Genomic DNA, 22,038 nt, shown 5'->3' on the forward strand with positions numbered 1-22,038 from the left:
TCTCCAGCGAGGATGTGATGCGTCGCCGCGCGACGCTGTTGCAACGCATGCACATTGACGGCCCGTTGCTGATCCTGCTGCTGACCCTCGCTGCCGGCAGCCTGTTCGTGCTGTATTCGGCCAGCGGTAAAAGCTGGGATCTGCTGGCCAAGCAAGCCACTTCGTTCGGCATCGGCCTGGTGTCGATGATCGTCATCGCCCAATTCGAGCCGCGCTTCATGGCCCGTTGGGTGCCGGTCGGTTATGTGGTCGGCGTGCTGTTGCTGGTCGTCGTGGACGTCATGGGCCACAACGCCATGGGCGCCACGCGCTGGATCAACATTCCCGGGGTGATCCGCTTCCAGCCCTCGGAATTCATGAAGATCCTGATGCCGGCGACTATCGCCTGGTATCTGTCCAAGCGCACGTTGCCGCCGCAGCTCAAGCATGTGGGCGTCAGTCTGTTTCTGATCGGCTTGCCGTTTATCCTGATCGTGCGTCAACCCGACCTCGGCACTTCGCTGCTGATCCTCGCCGGTGGCGCGTTCGTTCTGTTCATGGGTGGCCTGCGCTGGCGCTGGATTCTCAGCGTGATTGCCGCGGCTGTGCCAGTGGCGGTCGGCATGTGGTACTTCATCATGCACGACTACCAGAAGCAGCGAATCCTGACCTTCCTCGACCCCGAGAGCGATCCGCTGGGCACTGGCTGGAACATCATTCAATCGAAAGCCGCCATCGGTTCCGGCGGTGTGTTCGGCAAGGGCTGGTTGCTCGGTACCCAGTCGCACCTGGACTTCCTGCCGGAAAGCCACACCGACTTCATTATTGCGGTCATGGGCGAAGAATTCGGCCTGGTGGGCATCTGTGCACTGCTGCTGATTTACCTGCTGTTGATCGGCCGCGGACTGGTGATTACCGCTCAGGCCCAGACATTGTTCGGCAAACTGCTCGCGGGCAGCCTGACCATGACGTTTTTTGTTTACGTTTTCGTCAACATCGGTATGGTCAGTGGCCTGTTGCCGGTTGTGGGGGTGCCGTTGCCGTTCATTAGCTACGGAGGAACTTCGCTGGTGACGCTGCTGTCAGCGTTTGGGGTTTTGATGTCGATCCATACCCATCGCAAGTGGATCGCTCAGGTTTGAATAAGGTGAAGATTTCAATGCAAGTAATGCGTGGCTGGGCGACTCGATATGCGCCATGGGTCAGCCTGGTAAGCATCCTTGGCACAGCGCAGGAAGCGTTGGCCGGCGATTACGAAGGCTCACCACAGGTGGCCGAATTCGTCGGTGAAATGACCCGCGACTACGGTTTTGCCGGTGAACAACTGATGGGCGTGTTCCGCGAAGCCGAGCGCAAGCAGTCGATTCTGGACGCGATCTCGAAACCTGCCGAGCGGGTCAAGCAGTGGAACGAGTATCGCCCGATGTTCATCACCGACGCGCGCATCGCCCGTGGTGTGGACTTCTGGCGTCAGCACGAGGCGGTACTGGCCCGTGCCGAACAGGAATACGGCGTGCCGGCGCAGGTTATTGTTTCGATCATCGGCGTCGAGACCTTTTTCGGCCGCAATACCGGCAATTTTCGGGTAATCGACGCCTTGTCGACCCTGGGTTTCGACTATCCTCCCCGTGCCGAATTTTTCCGCAAGGAATTGCGTGAGTTCCTGTTGCTGGCCCGGGAAGAGCAGGTCGATCCGCTGACACTCAAAGGCTCTTACGCCGGAGCAATGGGCTTGCCGCAGTTCATGCCGAGCAGTTTCCGCGCCTATGCGGTGGACTTCGACGGTGACGGCCACATTAATATCTGGACCAATCCGGACGATGCCATTGGCAGCGTCGCCAGTTATTTCAAACGTCACGGCTGGGTCGCCGGCGAACCGGTGGTCAGCCGCGCCGATGTGCGTGGCGAACACGCAGACGAAGGTTTGACCACGGGCATCGAACCGACTAAAACCGTCGGGGAGTTGCGGGCGCTGGGGTGGTCAAGTCATGATGCGCTGCGCGATGATATGCCGGTCACGGCTTTCCGCCTGGAAGGTGACAATGGCCCCGAATACTGGATGGGCCTGACGAATTTTTACGCAATCACGCGTTATAACCGCAGCGTGATGTATGCCATGGCCGTACATCAACTGTCTGAACAGCTGGTCCAAGCACGGGGCGTCAAGTAATGCGGGCATTGCCTATGAATAAACCCCTGAAGCTGATGGCATTCGCCGCGTTGGCGGTGCTGGTCGCCAGTTGTTCGACCAGCCGTTCGCCGAGCCAGAAGTCTTCCACCGCCGTGCGCGCGACGCCGGGGCTGGACATCAATCGGGCTCACAAGGATGGCGCGCCATGGTGGGATGTTGACGTTTCGCGCATCCCGGACGCCACGCCTACCCTGCATTCCGGCCCGTACAAGGCCAGCCCATACTCGGTACTGGGCAAAACCTACTTTCCGTTGCAAGAATCCAAGACGTATGTCGCTTCGGGTACGGCGTCCTGGTACGGCACCAAGTTCCATGGTCAGAACACCGCCAACGGCGAAGTCTATGACCTGTACGGCATGAGCGCCGCACACAAGACCTTGCCGCTGCCGAGTTACGTCCGGGTGACCAACCTGGACAACAACAAGACCGTGATCCTGCGGGTCAACGACCGCGGGCCGTTCTACTCGGACCGAATCATCGACTTGTCCTACGCGGCCGCCAAGAAGCTCGGCTATGCCGAAACCGGTACCGCGCGGGTCAAGGTCGAAGGCATTGACCCGCAGCAATGGTGGGCAGCCAAAGGCCGTCCGGCGCCTTTGATGCTTAACGAGCCGCAAGTCGCGCAAAATAGCGCCCCGACGATTACGGCTTCGGCCGGCACCGTCGAACAATGGACGCCACCGCCGCAGCAACACGCCGCAGCTGTCGTGCCCGTGCCGATCGATGCAAAAAAAAACGCTTCTGTACCAGCCTCTGGCCAGTATCTGCAGGTGGGCGCGTTCGCCAACCCGGACGCTGCAGAACTCCTGAGATCGAAGCTCAGCGGGATGGTGAGCGCTCCGGTGTTCATCAGTTCGATCGTGCGCAATCAACAGACGCTGCATCGGGTGCGCCTGGGGCCGATCGGCTCGCCGGGTGAAATCCAGCAAGTGCAGAACAGTGTGCGCCTGGCCAATCTCGGTTCGCCGAGCCTGGTCACTGCCGAGTAATACGTAGTACTTGATTGACGGTTCGCTTGCGGTTTGGGGGGTGGACCTGGTTGTTGGCTCGTTAAAGAACAAAAGCCCGGCAAGGGTTACAGAGTGAGCAACTGAACACGCGATGACCCGTTAGAAGGTCATCTGATTAGTTTTGCCTTCGGGCAGTTTCCATTAGCGATTTCGAGAGACGGATGAACATCACCACCTTTGCCAAACGCCTGTGCCTGCTAGTCCCGCTGCTCCTCTCGCCTGCCGCTTTCGCGGTCGAGATGATGCCGTCGCCGCCGCAACTGGCCGCCAAAGCCTATGTACTCATGGACGCCAGCAGCGGCAACGTGCTGGTGGAGAACAACGGTGACCAGCGTCTGCCTCCGGCCAGCCTGACCAAGCTGATGACCGCGTACATCGCGACCCTGGAAATCCGTCGTGGCCAGATCGGTGAAAACGACCCGGTGACCGTCAGCGAAAACGCCTGGCGTACCGGCGGTTCGCGGATGTTCATAAAGGTCGGCTCGCAAGTCACTGTCAGCGACCTGCTGCACGGCATCATCATTCAGTCGGGTAACGACGCCAGCGTTGCGCTCTCTGAGCACATCGCCGGCAGCGAAGACGCCTTCGCTGACATGATGAACAAAACCGTGGCCGATCTGGGCATGACCAACAGCCACTTCATGAACCCGACCGGTCTGCCGAACCCGGAACACTACTCGTCGGCTCACGACATGGCGGTGCTGGCTCGCGCGATCATCCACGAAGACCCGGCTCACTACGCGATCTACTCGCAGAAAGAGTTCTTCTGGAACGGCATCAAGCAACCTAACCGTAACCTGCTGCTGTGGCGCGACAAGACAGTCGACGGCCTGAAAACCGGCCACACCGACGAAGCCGGCTACTGCATGGTGTCTTCGGCAGTACGTGATGGCATGCGCCTGATCGCCGTGGTGTTCGGCACCAACAGCGAAGTGGCTCGCGCCTCTGAAACCCAGAAGCTGTTGACCTACGGTTTCCGCTTCTTCGAAACCCAGACGTTCTATCAGAAAGGCGCCGAGCTGGCTCAGGCTCCTGTCTGGAAAGGCACCACCAATCAAGTCAAGGCCGGCCTGGCTGAAGACCTGACCATGACCCTGCCAAAAGGCCAGCTGAAAAAGCTCGCCGCCAGCATGACCATGAACCCGCAACTGGTTGCGCCAATCGCCAAGGGCGACGTAATCGGTAAAGTCGAAGTGAAGCTGGACGACAAAGTCGTGCATAGCGCAGACCTGATCGCTCTGGACGCGGTCGACGAGGGTGGTATCTTCCGCCGCATGTGGGATAGCATCCGTCTATTCTTCTACGGCTTGTTCAACTGAATTAGTGTGGACCTGCATGGCCCTGTTCCAATCCGGAACGGGGCCATGTCCGTTGCCACGGCTTACGAGGCCGTTACGCCATGACAGACACCGAAGTAAAGGCGCCAAAAATCGAATTCCCCTGCGCGGATTACCCTATCAAGGTGATCGGCGACACCGGCGTGGGTTTCAAGGACAAGATCATCGCGATCCTTGAGAAACATGCGACCGTTGACCACAAGACCCTGGCCGAGCGCCAGAGTACCAACGGCAAGTACACGACCATCCAGCTGCACATCATCGCCACCGGTCAAGAACAGCTGTACGACATCAACAGCGAGTTGCGGGCTACCGGTTTCGTGCACATGGTGCTGTGATGTCTGCCTCGGTGGGCTTTCGCGAGCTCGGCCAGATGGCTTACGAGCCGGTCTGGCATGCCATGCAACGCTTCACCAACGAACGCGGCAGCGATGCCGCGGACGAGATCTGGCTGGTCGAACACCCACCGGTGTTCACCCAAGGGCAGGCCGGCAAGGCCGAGCACGTGTTGCTCCCGGGGGATATTCCGGTGGTAAAGGTTGATCGCGGTGGTCAGGTGACTTATCACGGTCCCGGCCAATTGGTGGCCTACCTGTTGCTCGATGTGCGCAAGCTGGGTTTTGGCGTGCGTGACCTGGTCAGCCGCATGGAACAATGCCTGATCGAGTTGCTGGCCAGCTACGGCGTGACCGCCGTGGCCAAGCCGGATGCACCGGGTGTCTACGTCAATGGGGCGAAAATCGCTTCTCTGGGTCTGCGGATCCGCCACGGTTGTTCCTTTCATGGCCTGGCCCTGAATGTGGACATGAACCTGGAACCGTTTCGACGGATTAATCCCTGCGGCTACGCCGGGCTGGCGATGACCCAGCTGAGCGATCACGCAGGATCGATTGAATTTGCCGAGGTAAGTGCCCGGCTGCGCGCGCAGCTCGTCAAACACCTCGACTATGCTGAGCAGACGACCCTAACGGGCGGAATCGACTGATATGACTACTGATGCAGTGCAAACCATGATCCCGACGCTGGATGTCACCGAGCGTCCGGCCCCGCGTGCCAAGGTTGAAGCCGGCGTCAAGCTGCGCGGCGCCGAGAAGGTTGCACGTATCCCGGTGAAGATCATTCCGACCACCGAACTGCCGAAGAAACCTGACTGGATTCGCGTGCGTATCCCGGTTTCCCCGGAAGTCGACCGCATCAAGGCCCTGCTGCGCAAACACAAGCTGCACAGTGTCTGCGAAGAAGCGTCCTGCCCTAACCTGGGCGAATGCTTCTCCGGCGGCACCGCGACCTTCATGATCATGGGTGACATCTGCACCCGTCGCTGCCCGTTCTGCGACGTTGGCCACGGTCGTCCGAAGCCATTGGACACCAACGAGCCGGAAAGCCTGGCCATTGCCATCGCCGACCTGAAACTCAAGTACGTAGTGATCACCTCGGTTGACCGCGACGACCTGCGTGACGGCGGTGCACAGCACTTTGCCGACTGCATCCGCGAGATCCGCAAGCTGTCGCCGAACGTGCAGCTCGAAACCCTGGTCCCGGACTACCGTGGCCGTATGGACGTTGCGCTGGAAATCACCGCTGCCGAGCCGCCGGATGTGTTCAACCACAACCTGGAAACCGTGCCGCGCCTGTACAAGGCTGCGCGTCCGGGTTCGGATTACCAGTGGTCGCTGACCCTGCTGCAACGCTTCAAGCAGATGATGCCGCACATTCCGACCAAGTCCGGCCTGATGCTGGGTCTGGGCGAGACCGACGAAGAAGTGATCGAAGTCATGAAGCGCATGCGCGAACACGACATCGACATGCTGACCCTGGGCCAGTACCTGCAACCGTCCCGCAGCCACTTGCCGGTCCAGCGTTTCGTACACCCGGACACCTTCGCCTGGTTCGCCGAGGAAGGTTACAAGATGGGCTTCAAGAACGTCGCGTCCGGCCCGCTGGTACGTTCCTCGTATCACGCCGACGAGCAGGCGAAACTGGTTAAAGCCGAGCTGATGTCGTCCTGATCGGCTGCAAGACATGAAAACGCCCGCAAGGCATTGCGCCTTGCGGGCGTTTTTTTGCCTTGCCCACGGCAATCAGCGCTTTTCCTGCAACCTGCGGGGTAACGAACCCTCTTCTGTTTGTCCCCGTTCCTGACTACTGTGTGCTTGACGCTTTCACGCAGGGAGATTCATGGATGACCGTTCGACCGACCCACACCCTTTGTCCTCATGCACCCGTTCCGGCCTTGCCGTCGCAAGGGCTGATTGGCGTTATTGCGCCCGCCGGTCCCGCAGCGCTGGACACCGACAAGGCCATCACCTGGATGCGAGCTCGCGGATACTCACTGCGGGTTTTTCCCGGCGTGTATGAGAAAGACGATTACCTGGCCGGAAGCGACGATGTGCGGCTCAATGACCTGCACGCGGCGTTCGCCGACAGTGAGGTCGACGCCATCATTTGCTTGCGTGGGGGGTACGGTACGCCGCGGTTGCTCGATCGCATCGACTTTGAATTGCTGCGCAACAACGCCAAGCCGTTCATCGGCTACAGCGACATCACCGCGCTGCACTTGGCGATCAGCCGTTATGCGGGCTTCGTGACCTTTCATGGCCCGATGCTCAACGCCGACCTGCTGGGTGACAAGCAAAAACCGACCGAGTCTTCATTCTTTAACATGCTCAGAGGGCAGGTGAAGGCGGGCAGCGTGCTGGCGCACCCGGTGGCCTACCCGTTGACCACAATCGAGCCTGGTATCGCTCACGGGCGTTTGCTGGGGGGTAATCTGTCGTTGATCGCCGCGACCATGGGTACGCCGTATGAGTTGGATGCCGAGGGCGTCATCCTGTTCATCGAGGACATCAACGAGCCGCTGTATCGCATCGACCGGTTGCTGACCCATCTGCGTCTGGCCGGCACGCTGCACAAGCTGCGCGGGGTTCTGGTGGGGGATGTGGCGGGAGTTGAAACGGTTGCGTTGGAGCGCTTGCTCAAGCAGACCTTTGCGCCTTTGCGGATACCGGTTCTGGCAGGGTGGCGCAGCGGGCATTGTGATCCGAATTTGACGCTGCCAATGGGCGCGCTGGTCAGGCTGGATGCGGGGAACAAGGAATTGGTGTTGGAGCAGGATGTGGTTGTCAGGCGCTAGAGTGTGGTCGCCTGTTAGTCAGTCTTCGCGAGCAAGCCCGCTCCCACATTTGATCTAGGTCGAACACAGATCCAATGTGGGAGCGAGCCGGCTCCGGGCGGCGTTCCGACGATGCTTTTAGCGGTTACGCAGGCCTTCCAGCAACTTGTGCGTCGGATACCCATCCGCCGGCCAGCCAAACGACTGCTGGGCACTGCGGATCGCCTTGCGGGTGTTGGCGCCGATAATGCCGTCGGCGTTGCCCGCGTCATAATTCTGCGCGCTCAACAGACTTTGCAATTCGATCCGCTCGGTTCGGCTCAGCGGCAAATCATCCTTGGGCCATGCACCGTTGATCAGGCCCGCACCGTTGAAACGCTCGGACAACAGACTAACGGCCAACGCGTAAGACGACGAGTTGTTGTACTTGAGGATCGCGCGGAAGTTGTCGAGGACCAGGAACGCCGGGCCACGGTAACCGGCCGGCAGCAGCAGGGCGGCTGGCAGGTGTTCGGAGCCTGGCGGAACCTGGCCGCCATTGGGCAGGGTGACGCCCAGTTGCAGCCACTCGGCGACGCTCTTGCGAATCGTGCCATCGGCCAGGACGTAGTTGAAACTGCCCGGCAGCTGCACTTCAAAGCCCCACGGCTGGCCTTTCTGCCAGCCTGAGCTTTGCAGGTAGTGCGCCGTCGAGGCCAGCGCGTCGGCCGGGCTGCCCCAGATATCGCGGCGGCCGTCGCCATCGAAGTCCACGGCGTGGGTGTTGTAAGTGGTCGGTATGAACTGGGTCTGGCCCATGGCACCGGCCCAGGAGCCAAGCATTTTCTCAGGCTCGATATCACCCTGTTGCAGGATCTGCAGGGCGGCGATCAGTTGCGCGTGGGCAAACCCGGGACGCCGACCTTCATAGGCCAGGGTCGCCAGGGAATTGATCACCGACTTGTTGCCCTGGAACTGCCCGAAGTTGCTTTCCATGCCCCACACCGAGACCAGTGCCTGACGATCGACGCCATAGCGCTGTTCGATGCTTTGCAGGATGTCGGCGTACTGGCTGACCAGCGCCTGACCTTTGCGTACCCGCAGCGGCGAAAGGGCGCCGTCGAGGTATTCCCACACCGGTTTTGCGAATTCCGGTTGGCTGCGGTCGGCGCGGATCACGCTGGTGTCGAGGCTGACATTGGCGAAGGCACGGTCGAACAGATCGGCGCGGATACCGGCGGCCAGAGCGTCCTTGCGGAAACCTGCCTGCCATTCGGCGAAGGTCTGGGTGGGCTGGATATCGAGATTTTCACCGGTCGGAACCACGGGCGGAATGACCGCAGGGGCTGTCGCGACGGGGAGGGTCTGAAGCGGCTTGGCGTCGGCTGCGGTCGGTTTTTCCGCGCAGGCGACTAGCAAAACGAGGCTGGAGGCAGCGATCAGTTGGCGCAGGGGCCAACGACGGGAAATACAAAGGGGCATGCACGGGTCCAGGGAGTACGAATCAGGTGCAGACCTTAACATGTTGAGCGAGCGCTTGCCTTTCAGGCCGCCAGAAAGTAAGAAGCCTCCCAGCTATTAGACTGGAAGGCTTCGCGGCGGTAGCTGCCTTTGCCCTTGCCGGCGGGTTCCTGACGGCTGCGGAACAGTGGCTGGGCGATGATGGATTTGGCCTTGTTGGGGCCATGCTTTGATGGCTTTTTGCTCATGATCAGATCTCTTGATTGAGTGGGTTTTGCGGGGGGAAATAATCTGCCGAAGTTGGGGGGCTGTCTAGAGGGGAAATTCAGATTTGATTTGTAGGAAGCTTATTCAGCGGGCAACGACAATCTTTGGCCGGCCATCAACAACGTCAACCGACTGAGGCTCATCCACGGCGAACCGGCCGCCTGGCCTTTGATCTGTGCATCGATGCGCTGTGCTTCCAGCAACAACTGCGCCCAGCGTTGCGCCGAGTAGCGTTGCAGGGCTTTGCTCATCAGTGGTTTGCGTTTGTCCCAGACAGGTGGGCGGGCAGAGCTGAAGGCTTTGTCCAGTGGCACGCCCTGGCTGTACTGCAGCGACAGGTTGGCCAGCAGACGCAGCTCCCGGGCCAGCGCCCAGAGAATCACGGGTGGTTCGACGCCTTCACCGCGCAGCCCTTCGAGCATGCGCAGGGCATGAGCCGCTTCGCCGTTGAGAATCGCATCGGTCAGTCCAAAGACATCGAAGCGCGCACTGTCAGCGACGGCCGCTTGCACGGTTTCAACGGTGATCTGACCACCTTCGGCCATCAGTTTGAGCTTTTCGATTTCCTGGGCGGCAGCCAGCAGGTTGCCCTCGACCCGTGCGGCGATCAGTTCAACGGCGTCCTGGCTGGCGGAAAGCCCGACCTGGGACAACCGTTGACGGATCCAGCTCGGCAACTGGTTAGTCTCTATCGGCCAGATTTGCACGAACTGGGTCTGCTGACCTTCGACCAGCGCCTTGCCCCACTTGGTTTTCTGCGCACTGCCATCAAGTTTCGGCAGGCTGATCAGCAACACCGTGTCTTCGGCCGGCCGTGAGCAGTACTCGATAAACGCGGCAGCGCCTTTGTCACCGGGTTTGCCGGACGGCAGACGCAGTTCCAGCAGGCGCTTTTCGGCGAACAGCGACATGCTCGCGCCGGCTTGCAGTAACGTTCCCCAGTCGAAACTGGCGTCGGCGGCGAAGACCTGGCGCTCGTCGAATCCCTGTTGGCGGGCGGCGGCACGAATGGCGTCGGCGGCTTCCTGACACAGCAGTGGGTCATCGCCACTGATGATGTAGACCGGCGCGAGGGCACCTTGCAGGTGTTTGGCGAGTTGGGCGGGGGCGAGTTTCATAGGAGAGGTCGAACGGGGCGCCTGAGCGCCCCGTAAGTCTTACTGCTGCGGCAGTTCGATTGGCGACTGGCGCGGGGTTTGCGCTTCAGCCTTCTGCGCCGCTTCCAGTGCATCGGCTTCAGCCTTGGCTCTGGCTTCGGCGGTCTGTTGCAGCTGATCCAGCTGGGTCGGCGTGAGCTGTTGCAGGCGCAGCATCATCCGTTGAACCAACTCACGACGGGTGTCTTTGCGCGCATCACTGGCTTCCTGGTCGGAACCCACCAGGTTGTTGCCGTCGTGCATGAAGACCTTCTGCACTTCGAGCTTGTCGCTCAGCAGCGCGAGGTCGTGCCCACCACGGATATCGTAGTTCAGCACCGTAGTCACCTGATACTCGCCAGTGCGACCGGCACCCGCATAGCTGAGGATGCGCTGGTTTTCCTGCTCATCGGTCAGCACCAGCTTGTAAGGTGCACCGCTGTAAACCTTGACGCCGCTGCTTTCGAGTACCTGGCGCAGTTGAGTCACGGTTTCGCCGTAGGCGTTACGGGCACTCAGGTCGAGTTCCTTGATCGCCAGTTCGGTGGTGCCGGTACCGCGCAGCTGGAAACCGCAGGCGCTCAGCAGAACGGCGAGGCCCATCACCAGCAAATTGCGTTTGATCATCTTGTTGCTCCCCTTGAAACCATGTGGGCCGATCATGCGGCCCGAAAGGTTTTACTCGGCGCCAGGCATGACCTGGCGCCTGATCCAATTAGCTGGCGACGATATTGACCAGTTTCCCGGGCACTACGATCACTTTACGAATGGTCAGGCCGTCGACAAAGCGCAGCACGTTCTCGTTGGCCCGTGCGGCGGCTTCGACTTCTTCGCGGCTGGCGCTGGCGGGCATTTCGATGTGGCCACGCAGCTTGCCGTTGACCTGGATGACCAGTTGCAGGCTGTCTTGCACCAGAGCGTTTTCGTCCAGCACCGGCCAAGCGGCGTCGATCACCGGATCGGCGTGACCCAGGCGATGCCACAGCTCGTGGCTGATGTGCGGAGTGATTGGTGCCAGCAGCAGGACCACGGTTTCCAGACCTTCGTGAACCAGTGCGCGGTCTTGTTCGGTGCCTTGCGGGGCTTTTTCCAGCACGTTCATCAGCGTCATCACCTGAGCGATGGCGGTGTTGAATTTGTGGTTCTGGCCGACGTCGTGGCTGGCCTGCTTGATGGCCTGGTGGATCGAACGGCGAATGACTTTCTGTTCGTCATTCAGGCTGGCGACGTCCAGTTTGCCCGGCAGGCCCTGAGTGACGTGGGCTTGAGCCAGACGCCAGACGCGCTTGAGGAAGCGGTGCGAACCTTCTACTCCGGAGTCGGACCATTCCGCGCTCATGTCGGGTGGCGAGGCGAACATCATGAACAGGCGGCAGGTGTCTGCGCCGAACTGGTCGATCATCGACTGTGGGTCAACGCCGTTGTTCTTCGACTTGGCCATCTTCTCGGTGCCGCCGATTTCCACCGGCAGGCCGTCCGCGATCAGCTTGGCGCTAATGACCTTGGCTTTGCTGTCGCGTTCGAGTTCGACGTCCGCCGGGTTGAACCACGTGTAGGCACCGTTGGCTTCACGACGATAGTAAGTCTCGGCGATCACCATGCCTTGAGTCAGCAGGTTCTTGAACGGCTCGTTGGAGCTCACCAGGCCTTCATCGCGCATCAGCTTGTGGAAGAAGCGCGCGTACAGCAGGTGAAGAATGGCGTGTTCGATACCGCCGATGTACTGATCAACCGGCAACCAATGGTCGGCCGCCGATTTTTCCACCAGACCACCTTCATAGTGCGGCGAGGCGTAACGGGCGTAGTACCACGAGGACTCGACAAAGGTGTCCATGGTGTCGGTTTCACGCTTGGCCGGTGCGCCGCATTTCGGGCAGCTGCACTCATAGAACTCGGGCATGCGCGCCAGTGGCGAACCCGCGCCATCCGGTACGACGTCTTCCGGCAATATGACTGGCAACTGATCTTCCGGGACCGGCACATCACCGCAGGTGTTGCAGTGGATGATCGGGATCGGGCAGCCCCAGTAGCGCTGGCGGCTGATGCCCCAGTCGCGCAGGCGGAACTGGGTGCGCGAGGCGCCGAGGTTCTTCTTGATCAGCGCAACTTCGATGGCGTCGAAAGCGCCCGCGAAGTCGAGGCCATCGAACTCGCCGGAATTGATCAGCGTGCCGTATTCGTTGTAAGCGTCCTGCCACGGAGTCGGTGTTTCGTCGCCGGCGCTGGTGCGCACGACAGGTTTGACTGGCAGGTTGTATTTGGTGGCGAACTCGAAATCACGTTCGTCGTGCGCCGGGACGGCCATTACCGCGCCATCGCCGTAGTGCATCAGCACATAGTTGGCGACCCACACCGGGAGTTTCTCACCGGTCAGCGGATGTTCGACGAACAGCGAAGTGCGCAGGCCTTTTTTCTCTTGGGTGGCGACGTCGGCTTCGGCGACGCTGCCGCCCTTGCATTCAGCGATGAACGCTTGCAGCTCAGGGTTGTTCTGCGCGGCCAGGGTCGCCAGATGGTGCTCGGCGGCTACGGCAACGTAGGTCGCGCCCATCAGGGTGTCCGGACGGGTAGTGAACACTTTCAGAACACCGGCTTCGCCGATGGAAGCGACGTCATACGGGAACTGCACTTCCATGCCGCGGGATTTGCCGATCCAGTTGCGCTGCATGGTCTTGACCTGTTCAGGCCAGCCAGTCAGTTCGTCGAGGCTCTCCAGCAGCTCATCCGCGTAAGCGGTGATCTTGAAGTAGTACATCGGAATTTCGCGCTTTTCGATCAGCGCGCCGGAACGCCAGCCGCGACCGTCGATCACCTGTTCGTTGGCCAGGACGGTCTGATCGACCGGGTCCCAGTTCACGGTGCCGCTTTTTTTGTAAATCACGCCTTTATCGAACAGGCGAGTGAACAGCCATTGTTCCCAGCGGTAGTAATCAGGCTTGCAGGTGGTGACTTCGCGGGACCAGTCCACCGCGAGGCCCAGGCTGCGCAGCTGGGTTTTCATGTAGGCGATGTTTTCGTAGGTCCACTTGGCGGGCGCTACGTTGTTCTTCATCGCGGCGTTTTCCGCCGGCATGCCGAAGGCGTCCCAACCCATGGGTTGCAGGACGTTCTTGCCTTGCATGCGCTGGTAGCGGGAGATCACGTCGCCGATGGTGTAGTTGCGCACGTGCCCCATGTGTAGCTTGCCGCTGGGGTAAGGGAACATCGACAGGCAGTAGAAAGTCTCCTTGCCTGGCTGTTCACTGACTTCAAAGGACTTTTGCTCGTCCCAGAACGACTGGGCGGCGGCTTCGATTTCACGGGGCTGATATTGTTCGTGCATGGCTACTTTTGAACTGAATAGGGGTGGCCTAATCCTCTTCAATGCAACGCTGGACGGTGATCACGCCAAATCGGCGTTTCGGTGCCCAGACGAGCTGGAAGTGGAGTTACAGGAAGCGCCGTAGCATACATGACCGCACTCTACCGAGGGAAACCCTGATTACTGCTGCGGGTCGCCCAAAAAACGCTGCGAGGGCCGTTGGTCGCAGCATTCAGCCGGTTTGTACACGGAAGCTAAGCTCTAAATGGGGAGTGAGTCTTATCTTCAATGAGGTGATGGATGGTTGAGTCACGGCGAAAAGTTACAAAACCGGAGCTGTACGAAAGATTGATCGATCGTCTGGGAATTGCCCTGGACGCGGCAAAAACCGCTTGCCGGTTACGCGATGAGCGTCCGCTGGAACTGGAGTTGCGTGGCTTGAGCCCCGCAGAGTTTGCACTGGTCAAGGCGTATCTCGATCGCAGTGAACGTGAGACACACGGATGCTTGTCAGAAGCAGTGAAGCAACTCGACGCACCACGTTCGGCCAAGATCATCTGGCTCAAGGACAAAGTTCCCGGCAAGGACGCGGTAAAGGTCCGGTCTTTGCAATTCAAGTAAGGACACTGGAAGCAATGTCTGATGTATTTGTGAAGCATAGTCCTTTCGTATTTGTTGTCGCATTGCGTCAACCCACTTAGGCTTCGGGCATCTTTTTGGAGATGCTCGATGCCTTTTCGCTATTTCGTTAAACAACTCCTGTTGCCGCCCGGCATTCTTTTGCTGCTGTTGGTGCTTGCCTGGTGGTTGCGTCGCTCAAGACCGCGCCTTGCCGGGTTGTGCTTTGCGCTGGGCGTGGGCGGCTTCTGGCTGATGAGCCTGCCGGTGGTGGTGCAGTGGGGCGCCAAGGCGCTGGAGCGTGAAGCGCCGCTGGCTCGCGATGAATGGGCAACGCTGAGTCAGCGCGCCGATGCGATCGTGGTGCTCGGTTCGGGGCGTGAGCGGGGCGATCTGGCGTGGGGCGCTGACCAGCCAACGGGCGTGGGCCTGGAACGCGAGCGCTATGCGGCGCGGCTGGCCAAGGCCTCCGGTTTGCCGATTCTGACCAGCGGAGGCCTGCATTACGGCACGCCGCCGACCGAAGCGAAGTTGATGGCGGACTCGTTGCGTGACGATTTCGGCATGGCAGTGCGCTGGCAAGAAGGGCGCAGCCGCACAACCTGGGAGAACGCGCAGTTCAGCGCCGAGGTGTTGTTGCCGGAAGGGATCAAACGCGTGGTCGTCGTGACTCAGGCCTGGCACATGCCGCGAGCGGTCTGGAGTTTCAAAAAGGCAGGATTTGAAGTGGTGCCAGCACCGGTGGGGTTTTTAGGCGTGGACAACGCCCGGCCACTGGGCGGCTGGATGCCGGAATTCAAATCGATCTGGCAGAGCGGGCAGTTGTTGAATGAGGCGGTGGGGCAGATCGGGTATTCGATGTTTTACCGCTGAAGATCAAAAGATCGCAGCCTCGTTTCACTCGACAGCTCCTACAGGGGATTGCGTACTCTGTAGGAGCTGTCGAGTGAAACGAGGCTGCGATCTTTTTGCAGGCCCCGCGATACCTAAACGGTTTTCGCCATCCGGCTTGCGATCAACGCCCAACCAAACAAAAGCACACAAACAATGATCAGCGGCCACGAACGCCATTGCAGATAAGGCGTGAGGTTGTGCATTGGCACCACTTCGCCGTACAAAATGCCGCGCTCGAACTGCGGGATCTGCACGGTGATCTGGCCGAACGGGTTAATCAAACCGGTCACGCCGTTGTTGGTGGCGCGGATCATCCAGCGACCAGCCTCCAGCGCGCGCATCTGCGCCATCTGTAAATGTTGCAGCGGGCCGATGGATGTACCAAACCAGGTGTCGTTGCTGATGGTCAGCAACAGATCGCTACGCGCCGCAAGGCTGGCGGCGAACTCCGGGTAAACCACTTCGTAGCAGATGAACGGCGCAATCTGATAACCCTTGGCCTGCAGCATCGGCTGATCGGCCGGGCCGCGGGCAAAGTCCGACATCGGCAGATCGAAGAAAGCGATCAGCCCGCGCAGCACGTCCTGCAACGGAACATATTCGCCAAACGGCACCAGCTTCTGTTTGAGGTAAGTGCCATCGCCTTCGCCCACGACGGTGATGCCGTTGTAGAAACGCTTCTGGTGATGGACTTCCTCGCGAATCGGCACGCCGGTAATCAGCGCGGACTTACGCTCTGCAGCGAAGCTCCCCATCATGTTCAGGTAACCCTCGGCGGACTCCTTGAGCACCGGGACGGCCGTTTCCGGCCAGATCAGCAAGTCGACCGGTTTCGAGCTGAAACTCATGTCGCGGTACAGCGCCAACTGCGCGTTGAGCTGCGCCGGGTCCCACTTCATGCTCTGTTCGATGTTGCCCTGAATCGCCGCAACACTCAGCGGAGCACCCGACGGGGTTGTCCAGGCGTGTTCCTTGAGCGCCATGCCGGCCACCCAGGGGCCGACCAGCAGCAACACACCCGCGGCGATAAAGCCTTTGCGGCCGGTGCTCACCAGACGCAAGGCGTTATAGATCAGCGCGGCCGTCAGGGCCAGGGTGAAGGAGATCAGCCACATTCCGCCGAGTGGCGCGAGCCCGGCCAACGGGCCGTCGAGCTGGCTGTAGCCGGAGTAAAGCCAGGGGAAACCGGTCAGGAACCAGCCGCGAAAGGCTTCCTGGCCGACCCACAACGCCGCAAATGCCAGGGCGTCGGCCAGCGGTGCTTCGTTACGGCGCAGCCAGCGCGCCCAGATCCAGGCGGGCAGGGCGAAGAACCAGGCAATCGCCGCCGTGAAGATCAGCATCAGGAAACCGGCCAGCAGCACCGAAGCGCCGCCGAAGTGGTGAATGCTGTAGTAGATCCAACTGGTGCCAGCGCCAAACAGGCCGAAACCGAAACACCAGCCACGGCCCAGGGCCTGACGGGGGCTCAGTTCACGCAAGCCGGCATAGAAGAAACCGACCGCCAGCAATGCCAGCGGCCAGATATCGAACGGCGCCAAGGCCAGGGTGGTGAGTGCACCGGCCGCCACGGCCAGCAGGTTACCGGGCCAGCCGGGGCGGGTTACGCGGAGCATGTCAATCCTTAACGGGCAATGGGCGTCAGGCGAAGCAAGTGAATCCGACGGCTGTCGGCGTTCAGGATGCGGAAGCGATAAGGGCCGATTTCAGTGATTTCGTTGCGTTTTGGCAGGTGCCCGAACGCGCTCATCACCAGACCACCGACGGTGTCGAATTCGTCATCGGAGAATTGACTGTCGAAGAACTCGTTGAAGTTCTCGATCGGCGTCAGGGCCTTGATCAGAAAATCACCGCTGGGCAGCGGCTTGATGTAGCTGTCTTCTTCGACGTCATGCTCGTCTTCGATGTCGCCGACGATCTGTTCCAGCACGTCTTCGATGGTCACCAGGCCCGCCACACCGCCGTATTCGTCGATGACGATGGCCATGTGGTTGTGGTTGGCGCGAAACTCGCGCAGCAGCACATTCAGACGCTTGGACTCGGGCACGAAGGTGGCCGGGCGCAGCAGGTCCTTGATGTTGAAGCTGTCGCCGTTCTCCTTGAGGATCAACGGCAGCAAGTCCTTGGCCAGCAACACGCCCATCACGTCATCGTGGCTTTCGCCGATCACCGGGTAGCGGGAGTGGGCCGAGTCGACAACGGCAGGCAGGAACTCGCGGGGTGTCTGGGTCGCCTTGATGCTGATCATCTGCGAGCGCGGGACCATGATGTCCCGTACTTGCAGGTCAGCGACCTGGATGGCGCCTTCGACGATGGCCAGCGCTTCGCTGTCCAGCAACTTGTTTTGGTGTGCATCGCGCAGCAGCTCCAGCAGCTCCTGGCGGTTCTTCGGCTCGTGGGCAAAAGCCTGGGTGAGCTTACCCAGCCATGACTTTTGCCCGTTGCTCGATCGATCTTCGCTCATAGCGATTACTCTGAATCCTTTGTTGTAACGATAGGGGATGTGTCTGTTTCGTCGTCCGCATACGGGTCGGGATAGCCCAACTCTGCAAGCAACGTTCGTTCCAGTGCTTCCATTTCTTCGGCTTCATCGTCATCTATATGGTCGTAACCCAACAGATGCAAGCAGCCGTGAATGACCAGATGAGCCCAATGGGCCTTGAGTGCCTTGTTTTGTTCAGCGGCTTCGCGCTCGACCACCGCCACGCAGATCACCAGATCGCCCAGTAGCGGGATATCCAGAAATTCGTCGGGAACGTCTGCGGGGAACGACAGAACGTTAGTGGCGTAATCCTTTTGCCGCCAGGTGTGATTGAGTTCACGACCTTCGGCTTCATCGACCAGGCGAATGGTCATCTCGGAGTCAGCGGTGCGCTGGCGCAGGGCCAGTTCGCACCATTGGCGGAACTCGGCTTCGCTTGGGGCGGGCGCGTCGGTAGCCAGTTGCAGATCAAGCTCAAGCATCGTGGCGGTTGTCCTTGGACGAGAACTTCGCCGGTTCGTCGGCTACGCGATTCTCGAAGCGCTCGTAGGCTTCGACAATGCGCTGCACCAGTGGATGGCGCACGACGTCTTTGGGCATGAAATGGGTGAAGCTGATTCCCGGTACATCCTTGAGCACTTCGATCACATGGTGCAGCCCGGACTTGGTGCCTTTCGGCAGGTCGACCTGGGTGATGTCACCGGTGATGACCGCCGTAGAGCCAAAGCCGATCCGGGTCAGGAACATCTTCATCTGCTCGACGGTGGTGTTTTGGCTTTCGTCGAGGATGATGAAGCTGTTATTCAAGGTGCGACCGCGCATATAGGCCAGCGGCGCAACTTCGATCACCTGACGCTCGATCAACTTGGCGACGTGTTCGAAGCCGAGCATTTCGTAGAGTGCGTCGTAGAGCGGGCGCAGGTACGGGTCGATTTTCTGCGACAGGTCGCCGGGCAGGAAGCCAAGCTTTTCGCCCGCTTCAACTGCAGGACGCACCAGCAGGATGCGACGAATCTGTTCGCGTTCCAGCGCGTCTACCGCGCAGGCAACGGCCAGATAGGTCTTGCCGGTACCGGCCGGGCCGATGCCGAAGTTGATGTCGTTACCGAGGATTTCCTTCACGTAGCGCAACTGATTCAAGCCGCGAGGGCGAATCATGCCTTTTTTGGTGCGCAGGGCGACGGAAGGTTCGGAGGGGGAGACGTTGTCCAGCTCTTCGACGGCCGATTCCTGCAGGAACAGGTGAACCATGTCCGGCGACAGCTCGGTACCCTTGGTTTCCCGGTACAGACGGCGCAGGAGGTTTTCCGCGGAGGTGGTGTGTTTAGGCTCGCCGATCAGTTCGAACTGGTTTCCGCGGTTGCGGATCTCGATGGTCAGGCGCTGTTCGATCAAGCGCAGATGCTCGTCGAATTGCCCGCACAGATTGGCGAAGCGGCGAGCTTCAAAAGGCTCGAGGATAAAACGATGTGGTTCTATGGGTGCGTTCAAGGTCGTATTTAGCCGCCCTGGGGCAATTAAGATGAAATCAAGGATAACGCCAGTGGCCTGGGTGCGAAAGGTCTTATACAGACCAATCTGATTCATGGTCTGGCGCGGTCTCTGTGGGAGCGGGCTTGCTCGCGAAAGCGGTGTGTCAGCTACATTAATGTCGACTGACACTCCCTCTTCGCGAGCAAGCCCGCTCCCACAGGGTAATGCGGTGTTACTGGATCAGCGAGCCCCGCAGCGAGTGCGGCTGAGCAGCATCAATGTGCACATCGGCGAACTGACCAATCAACGTTGGATTGTCGCAGCGGAAATTGACGATGCGGTTATTCTCGGTTCGGCCCTGCAGCTCGCCGGGGTCCTTTTTGGAATAATCGGTTACCAAAATCCGTTGGATCGACCCGACCATTTGTCGGCTGATCTCGAAACCTTGCTGGTTCAGGCGATGTTGCAGCGCGTTCAGGCGTTCTTTTTTCAGCGCTTCCGGCGTTTCGTCGGCCAGATCGGCAGCCGGAGTACCCGGGCGCTGGCTATAGACGAACGAGTAGGAGAAGTCGAAACCGACATCTTCGATCAGCTTCATGGTCTGTTCGAAGTCTTTTTCGGTCTCGCCCGGGAAGCCAACGATGAAGTCCGAGCTGATGCAAATCCCCGGTACGGCAGCACGCAGTTTGCGCAGTTTGGATTTGTATTCCAGCGCGGTGTGGTTGCGCTTCATCGCCGAAAGGATCCGGTCCGAACCCGATTGCACCGGCAAGTGCAGGTGTTTGACCAGTTCCGGCACGTCGGCGTGAGCCTGGATCAGGCTATCGGAGAACTCCAGCGGGTGTGAGGTGGTGTAACGGATGCGATCGATGCCATCGACGGCGGCGACGACGCGGATCAGTTCGGCCAGGTCAGCCAAACGACCGTCATGCGTGGTGCCGCGATAGCCGTTGACGTTCTGCCCCAGCAGGGTCACTTCACGCACGCCGTTTTCGGCGAGGTGGATGATTTCGGCAATCACGTCGTCGAACGGGCGGCTGACTTCTTCACCGCGGGTATAAGGCACCACGCAGAACGTGCAGTACTTGCTGCAGCCTTCCATGACCGACACGTAGGCGCTTGGGCCATCGACGCGCGGCTCGGGCAAGTGGTCGAATTTTTCGATTTCCGGAAATGAGACGTCGACTTGCGGCAGTTTGGTAGCGCGGGCGGCGTCGATCATTTCCGGCAGGCGGTGCAGGGTCTGCGGGCCGAAGACCACGTCCACGTACGGGGCGCGGTCGCGAATGGCAGCGCCTTCCTGGCTGGCCACGCAGCCGCCAACGGCAATCACCATGTCCGGGTTGGCCAGTTTCAGTTCGCGCCAGCGGCCGAGCTGGGAATACACCCGGTCCTGGGCGCGTTCGCGGATCGAGCAGGTATTGAGCAGGATCACGTCGGCATCTTCAGCGCGAGCGGTGACTTCCAGGGCCTGATGTTCGCCCAGCAGATCGACCATGCGCGAGCTGTCGTACTCGTTCATCTGGCAACCGTGGGTTTCGATGTAAAGCTTCTTGGCCATGGAAAGAGTCATCACGTGATTCAAAGAACCGCGCATTATAGGGAACATGACCCAAGGTTCCTACCGCTGTGCGTCCGGTGGCTATGCTATAGTTCGCGCCCTCATTTTTATCCCCGATGTGTTGCTCGCCCACCATGACCAAACGTGAAGCTCCAATCTACAAGGTGATTTTCCTCAACCAGGGCCAGGTGTACGAAATGTATGCCAAGCAGATCTATCAAAGTGATCTGTGGGGCTTCCTGGAAGTGGAAGAGTTCGTCTTTGGCGAGCGCACGCAAGTGGTCGTCGATCCGAGCGAAGAGAAGCTCAAGGCTCAGTTCGAAGGCGTTGTGCGCAGCTTTGTGCCGATGCATTCGATTGTGCGGATCGACGAGGTCGAGCGCCTCGGCACGCCGAAAATCAGCGAAGCCCGCGGCGCGGTCGGCAATGTCATGCCGTTTCCGATGCCGATGCCTGAGAAGTAAGCCGCGGATTGAGTGGCTAATTGAGTGGCTAGAGGAGCTTGTTGTGGCGAGGGGGCTTGCCCCCGTTGGGCTGCGAAGCGGCCCTGAAATCAGCCTCCGCTATCTTCCAGACAGACCGCGTCTGCTTACTTTACGACTGCTTCGCAGCCGAACGGGGGCAAGCCCCCTCGCCACAAAGTCCCTCGCCACAGTCAGGGCAGTGGCGAGAACGGCGTACGCCCATCGGCGCTCTGCAATTCCATCAAATACTTGCGGAAGATTTGCCCCAGTACCTGGGTAGCCACTTCAAGTTCTTCGCGGGGCATTTTCTCGGCGACTTCGTCGGCGGTGTCCAATGCTTCTTCAGCGCCATTGACCGCAGCCATTTTCAGCACGATATACGCCTGAACGTTATTGGCCGGTACGCCTTCGCCGTGGAAGAACATGGAGCCGAGTTTGAATTGCGCCTGAGCATGGCCTTGCAACGAGGCCTTCTCGAAGTAGCCCAGGGCTTTTTTGAGGTCGCGCGGCGTGTTTTTGCCGTCGTAGTAGAACTCGCCCAACTCGTATTGCGCTTGTGCATCCCCTTCATCCGACGCTTTCTGGCAGGCGGCAAGCGCCTGAGCCAGATCTTGCGGCTGAGTATTGAGGGTGCAACGACCCATCGCTGGGATTAACAACGAGTTGCCGCCTGCTTGTGCGAGCGCGAGCAGGGGCTGAAGGAGCAACAGGCAGCCCAATGCAAGGGCGCGGCCGGTGCGGTTCATGGGAATCGACTTACCTCTGAAGGGCGC

At 59.9% G+C, this 22,038-nt stretch carries 22 protein-coding genes; 11 read left to right on the top strand and 11 right to left on the bottom strand.

Features of this window, described 5'->3' with window-relative positions:
• Positions 1–17: 17 nt before the first annotated feature.
• From rodA to KGB23_RS20620, 8 genes are all read left to right on the top strand, one after another.
• Entirely contained in the window at positions 18–1,121 is a 1,104-nt protein-coding gene (gene rodA / locus KGB23_RS20585; RefSeq protein ID WP_046048707.1) for a rod shape-determining protein RodA, read from the top strand.
• A 17-nt stretch (positions 1,122–1,138) separates the two neighbouring features.
• Positions 1,139–2,149: a lytic murein transglycosylase B gene (gene mltB / locus KGB23_RS20590; protein WP_223432375.1), complete on the top strand. Its 1,011-nt coding sequence runs from the start codon at positions 1,139–1,141 to the stop codon at positions 2,147–2,149.
• A complete protein-coding gene (locus KGB23_RS20595; protein ID WP_223432376.1) occupies positions 2,149–3,159 on the top strand; it encodes a septal ring lytic transglycosylase RlpA family protein in 1,011 nt (336 codons plus the stop codon). The genes mltB and KGB23_RS20595 overlap by 1 nt, the downstream gene beginning before the upstream one ends.
• Before the next feature lie 182 nt (positions 3,160–3,341).
• Positions 3,342–4,499 (top strand): D-alanyl-D-alanine carboxypeptidase family protein, encoded by a 1,158-nt coding sequence (locus KGB23_RS20600; protein WP_033054153.1) that lies wholly within the window; start codon positions 3,342–3,344, stop codon positions 4,497–4,499.
• Between the two features lie 80 nt (positions 4,500–4,579).
• Positions 4,580–4,855, top strand: a complete 276-nt coding sequence (locus tag KGB23_RS20605) for a DUF493 domain-containing protein (RefSeq protein ID WP_008152827.1) — start codon at positions 4,580–4,582, stop codon at positions 4,853–4,855.
• Entirely contained in the window at positions 4,855–5,502 is a 648-nt protein-coding gene (gene lipB / locus KGB23_RS20610) for a lipoyl(octanoyl) transferase LipB (protein ID WP_150658268.1), read from the top strand. Before KGB23_RS20605 ends, lipB begins: the two co-directional genes overlap by 1 nt.
• A gap of 1 nt (position 5,503) precedes the next feature.
• Positions 5,504–6,526 carry a lipoyl synthase gene (gene lipA / locus KGB23_RS20615; protein WP_405046712.1) on the top strand — a complete coding sequence of 341 codons (1,023 nt, stop codon included), beginning with the start codon at positions 5,504–5,506 and terminating at the stop codon, positions 6,524–6,526.
• A gap of 173 nt (positions 6,527–6,699) precedes the next feature.
• A complete protein-coding gene (locus KGB23_RS20620; RefSeq protein WP_223432377.1) occupies positions 6,700–7,650 on the top strand; it encodes an LD-carboxypeptidase in 951 nt (316 codons plus the stop codon).
• A 117-nt stretch (positions 7,651–7,767) separates the two neighbouring features.
• On the opposite strand, the gene KGB23_RS20625 is transcribed toward KGB23_RS20620, so the two are convergent.
• The 5 genes from KGB23_RS20625 to leuS all read right to left on the bottom strand — a co-directional run bounded on the left by KGB23_RS20625 (position 7,768) and on the right by leuS (position 13,794).
• Positions 7,768–9,090 (bottom strand): lytic murein transglycosylase, encoded by a 1,323-nt coding sequence (locus KGB23_RS20625; RefSeq protein ID WP_223432378.1) that lies wholly within the window; start codon positions 9,088–9,090, stop codon positions 7,768–7,770.
• A gap of 62 nt (positions 9,091–9,152) precedes the next feature.
• Complete coding sequence (arfA, locus tag KGB23_RS20630; RefSeq protein ID WP_056744572.1) at positions 9,153–9,317, bottom strand: alternative ribosome rescue factor ArfA; 165 nt, start codon at positions 9,315–9,317, stop codon at positions 9,153–9,155.
• 99 nt (positions 9,318–9,416) lie between these two features.
• Positions 9,417–10,454: a DNA polymerase III subunit delta gene (gene holA, locus KGB23_RS20635; RefSeq protein ID WP_223432379.1), complete on the bottom strand. Its 1,038-nt coding sequence runs from the start codon at positions 10,452–10,454 to the stop codon at positions 9,417–9,419.
• Between the two features lie 39 nt (positions 10,455–10,493).
• Entirely contained in the window at positions 10,494–11,099 is a 606-nt protein-coding gene (gene lptE / locus KGB23_RS20640) for an LPS assembly lipoprotein LptE (protein ID WP_223432380.1), read from the bottom strand.
• Between the two features lie 88 nt (positions 11,100–11,187).
• Positions 11,188–13,794, bottom strand: a complete 2,607-nt coding sequence (gene leuS / locus KGB23_RS20645; protein ID WP_223432381.1) for a leucine--tRNA ligase — start codon at positions 13,792–13,794, stop codon at positions 11,188–11,190.
• 279 nt (positions 13,795–14,073) lie between these two features.
• On the opposite strand from leuS, the gene KGB23_RS20650 reads away from it, so the two are divergent.
• Positions 14,074–14,394, top strand: a complete 321-nt coding sequence (locus KGB23_RS20650; protein WP_223432382.1) for a hypothetical protein — start codon at positions 14,074–14,076, stop codon at positions 14,392–14,394.
• Between the two features lie 108 nt (positions 14,395–14,502).
• On the top strand, positions 14,503–15,264 hold the full coding sequence (locus KGB23_RS20655; protein WP_223432383.1) for a YdcF family protein: 762 nt from the start codon (positions 14,503–14,505) through the stop codon (positions 15,262–15,264).
• Between the two features lie 113 nt (positions 15,265–15,377).
• On the opposite strand, the gene lnt is transcribed toward KGB23_RS20655, so the two are convergent.
• The 5 genes from lnt to miaB all read right to left on the bottom strand — a co-directional run bounded on the left by lnt (position 15,378) and on the right by miaB (position 20,801).
• Entirely contained in the window at positions 15,378–16,901 is a 1,524-nt protein-coding gene (gene lnt / locus KGB23_RS20660) for an apolipoprotein N-acyltransferase (protein ID WP_223432384.1), read from the bottom strand.
• 8 nt (positions 16,902–16,909) lie between these two features.
• Positions 16,910–17,749, bottom strand: coding sequence for an HlyC/CorC family transporter (locus KGB23_RS20665; protein WP_008152854.1), 840 nt, complete (start codon positions 17,747–17,749; stop codon positions 16,910–16,912).
• A gap of 5 nt (positions 17,750–17,754) precedes the next feature.
• Positions 17,755–18,249 carry an rRNA maturation RNase YbeY gene (gene ybeY, locus KGB23_RS20670; RefSeq protein ID WP_223432386.1) on the bottom strand — a complete coding sequence of 165 codons (495 nt, stop codon included), beginning with the start codon at positions 18,247–18,249 and terminating at the stop codon, positions 17,755–17,757.
• Entirely contained in the window at positions 18,242–19,258 is a 1,017-nt protein-coding gene (locus KGB23_RS20675) for a PhoH family protein (RefSeq protein ID WP_033054171.1), read from the bottom strand. Before KGB23_RS20675 ends, ybeY begins: the two co-directional genes overlap by 8 nt.
• A gap of 214 nt (positions 19,259–19,472) precedes the next feature.
• Positions 19,473–20,801, bottom strand: coding sequence for a tRNA (N6-isopentenyl adenosine(37)-C2)-methylthiotransferase MiaB (gene miaB / locus KGB23_RS20680; protein WP_176471591.1), 1,329 nt, complete (start codon positions 20,799–20,801; stop codon positions 19,473–19,475).
• A gap of 134 nt (positions 20,802–20,935) precedes the next feature.
• Between miaB and KGB23_RS20685 the strand changes: the two genes are divergently transcribed.
• Entirely contained in the window at positions 20,936–21,265 is a 330-nt protein-coding gene (locus KGB23_RS20685) for a DUF1820 family protein (protein ID WP_007894425.1), read from the top strand.
• 191 nt (positions 21,266–21,456) lie between these two features.
• Here KGB23_RS20685 and KGB23_RS20690 read toward each other — a convergent pair whose 3' ends face one another.
• The gene (locus tag KGB23_RS20690) at positions 21,457–22,011 is read right to left on the bottom strand and encodes a tetratricopeptide repeat protein (protein ID WP_033054173.1); all 555 of its coding nucleotides are present in this window, start codon (positions 22,009–22,011) and stop codon (positions 21,457–21,459) included.
• Between the last annotated feature and the right edge of the window lie 27 nt (positions 22,012–22,038).

This window comes from Pseudomonas sp. GL-B-26 (assembly GCF_019947405.1).
Classification (GTDB): Bacteria; Pseudomonadota; Gammaproteobacteria; order Pseudomonadales; family Pseudomonadaceae; genus Aquipseudomonas.

What these genes read in the sequence shown, in the direction of transcription:
- rodA (WP_046048707.1), top strand. Translation starts at nt 18, where the DNA reads ATGCGTCGCCGCGCGACGCTGTTGCAACGCATGCACATTGACGGCCCG.
- mltB (WP_223432375.1), top strand. Translation starts at nt 1,139, where the DNA reads ATGCAAGTAATGCGTGGCTGGGCGACTCGATATGCGCCATGGGTCAGC.
- KGB23_RS20595 (WP_223432376.1), top strand. Translation starts at nt 2,149, where the DNA reads ATGCGGGCATTGCCTATGAATAAACCCCTGAAGCTGATGGCATTCGCC.
- KGB23_RS20600 (WP_033054153.1), top strand. Translation starts at nt 3,342, where the DNA reads ATGAACATCACCACCTTTGCCAAACGCCTGTGCCTGCTAGTCCCGCTG.
- KGB23_RS20605 (WP_008152827.1), top strand. Translation starts at nt 4,580, where the DNA reads ATGACAGACACCGAAGTAAAGGCGCCAAAAATCGAATTCCCCTGCGCG.
- lipB (WP_150658268.1), top strand. Translation starts at nt 4,855, where the DNA reads ATGTCTGCCTCGGTGGGCTTTCGCGAGCTCGGCCAGATGGCTTACGAG.
- lipA (WP_405046712.1), top strand. Translation starts at nt 5,504, where the DNA reads ATGACTACTGATGCAGTGCAAACCATGATCCCGACGCTGGATGTCACC.
- KGB23_RS20620 (WP_223432377.1), top strand. Translation starts at nt 6,700, where the DNA reads ATGACCGTTCGACCGACCCACACCCTTTGTCCTCATGCACCCGTTCCG.
- KGB23_RS20625 (WP_223432378.1), bottom strand. Translation starts at nt 9,090, where the DNA reads ATGCCCCTTTGTATTTCCCGTCGTTGGCCCCTGCGCCAACTGATCGCT.
- arfA (WP_056744572.1), bottom strand. Translation starts at nt 9,317, where the DNA reads ATGAGCAAAAAGCCATCAAAGCATGGCCCCAACAAGGCCAAATCCATC.
- holA (WP_223432379.1), bottom strand. Translation starts at nt 10,454, where the DNA reads ATGAAACTCGCCCCCGCCCAACTCGCCAAACACCTGCAAGGTGCCCTC.
- lptE (WP_223432380.1), bottom strand. Translation starts at nt 11,099, where the DNA reads ATGATCAAACGCAATTTGCTGGTGATGGGCCTCGCCGTTCTGCTGAGC.
- leuS (WP_223432381.1), bottom strand. Translation starts at nt 13,794, where the DNA reads ATGCACGAACAATATCAGCCCCGTGAAATCGAAGCCGCCGCCCAGTCG.
- KGB23_RS20650 (WP_223432382.1), top strand. Translation starts at nt 14,074, where the DNA reads ATGGTTGAGTCACGGCGAAAAGTTACAAAACCGGAGCTGTACGAAAGA.
- KGB23_RS20655 (WP_223432383.1), top strand. Translation starts at nt 14,503, where the DNA reads ATGCCTTTTCGCTATTTCGTTAAACAACTCCTGTTGCCGCCCGGCATT.
- lnt (WP_223432384.1), bottom strand. Translation starts at nt 16,901, where the DNA reads ATGCTCCGCGTAACCCGCCCCGGCTGGCCCGGTAACCTGCTGGCCGTG.
- KGB23_RS20665 (WP_008152854.1), bottom strand. Translation starts at nt 17,749, where the DNA reads ATGAGCGAAGATCGATCGAGCAACGGGCAAAAGTCATGGCTGGGTAAG.
- ybeY (WP_223432386.1), bottom strand. Translation starts at nt 18,249, where the DNA reads ATGCTTGAGCTTGATCTGCAACTGGCTACCGACGCGCCCGCCCCAAGC.
- miaB (WP_176471591.1), bottom strand. Translation starts at nt 20,801, where the DNA reads ATGGCCAAGAAGCTTTACATCGAAACCCACGGTTGCCAGATGAACGAG.
- KGB23_RS20685 (WP_007894425.1), top strand. Translation starts at nt 20,936, where the DNA reads ATGACCAAACGTGAAGCTCCAATCTACAAGGTGATTTTCCTCAACCAG.
- KGB23_RS20690 (WP_033054173.1), bottom strand. Translation starts at nt 22,011, where the DNA reads ATGAACCGCACCGGCCGCGCCCTTGCATTGGGCTGCCTGTTGCTCCTT.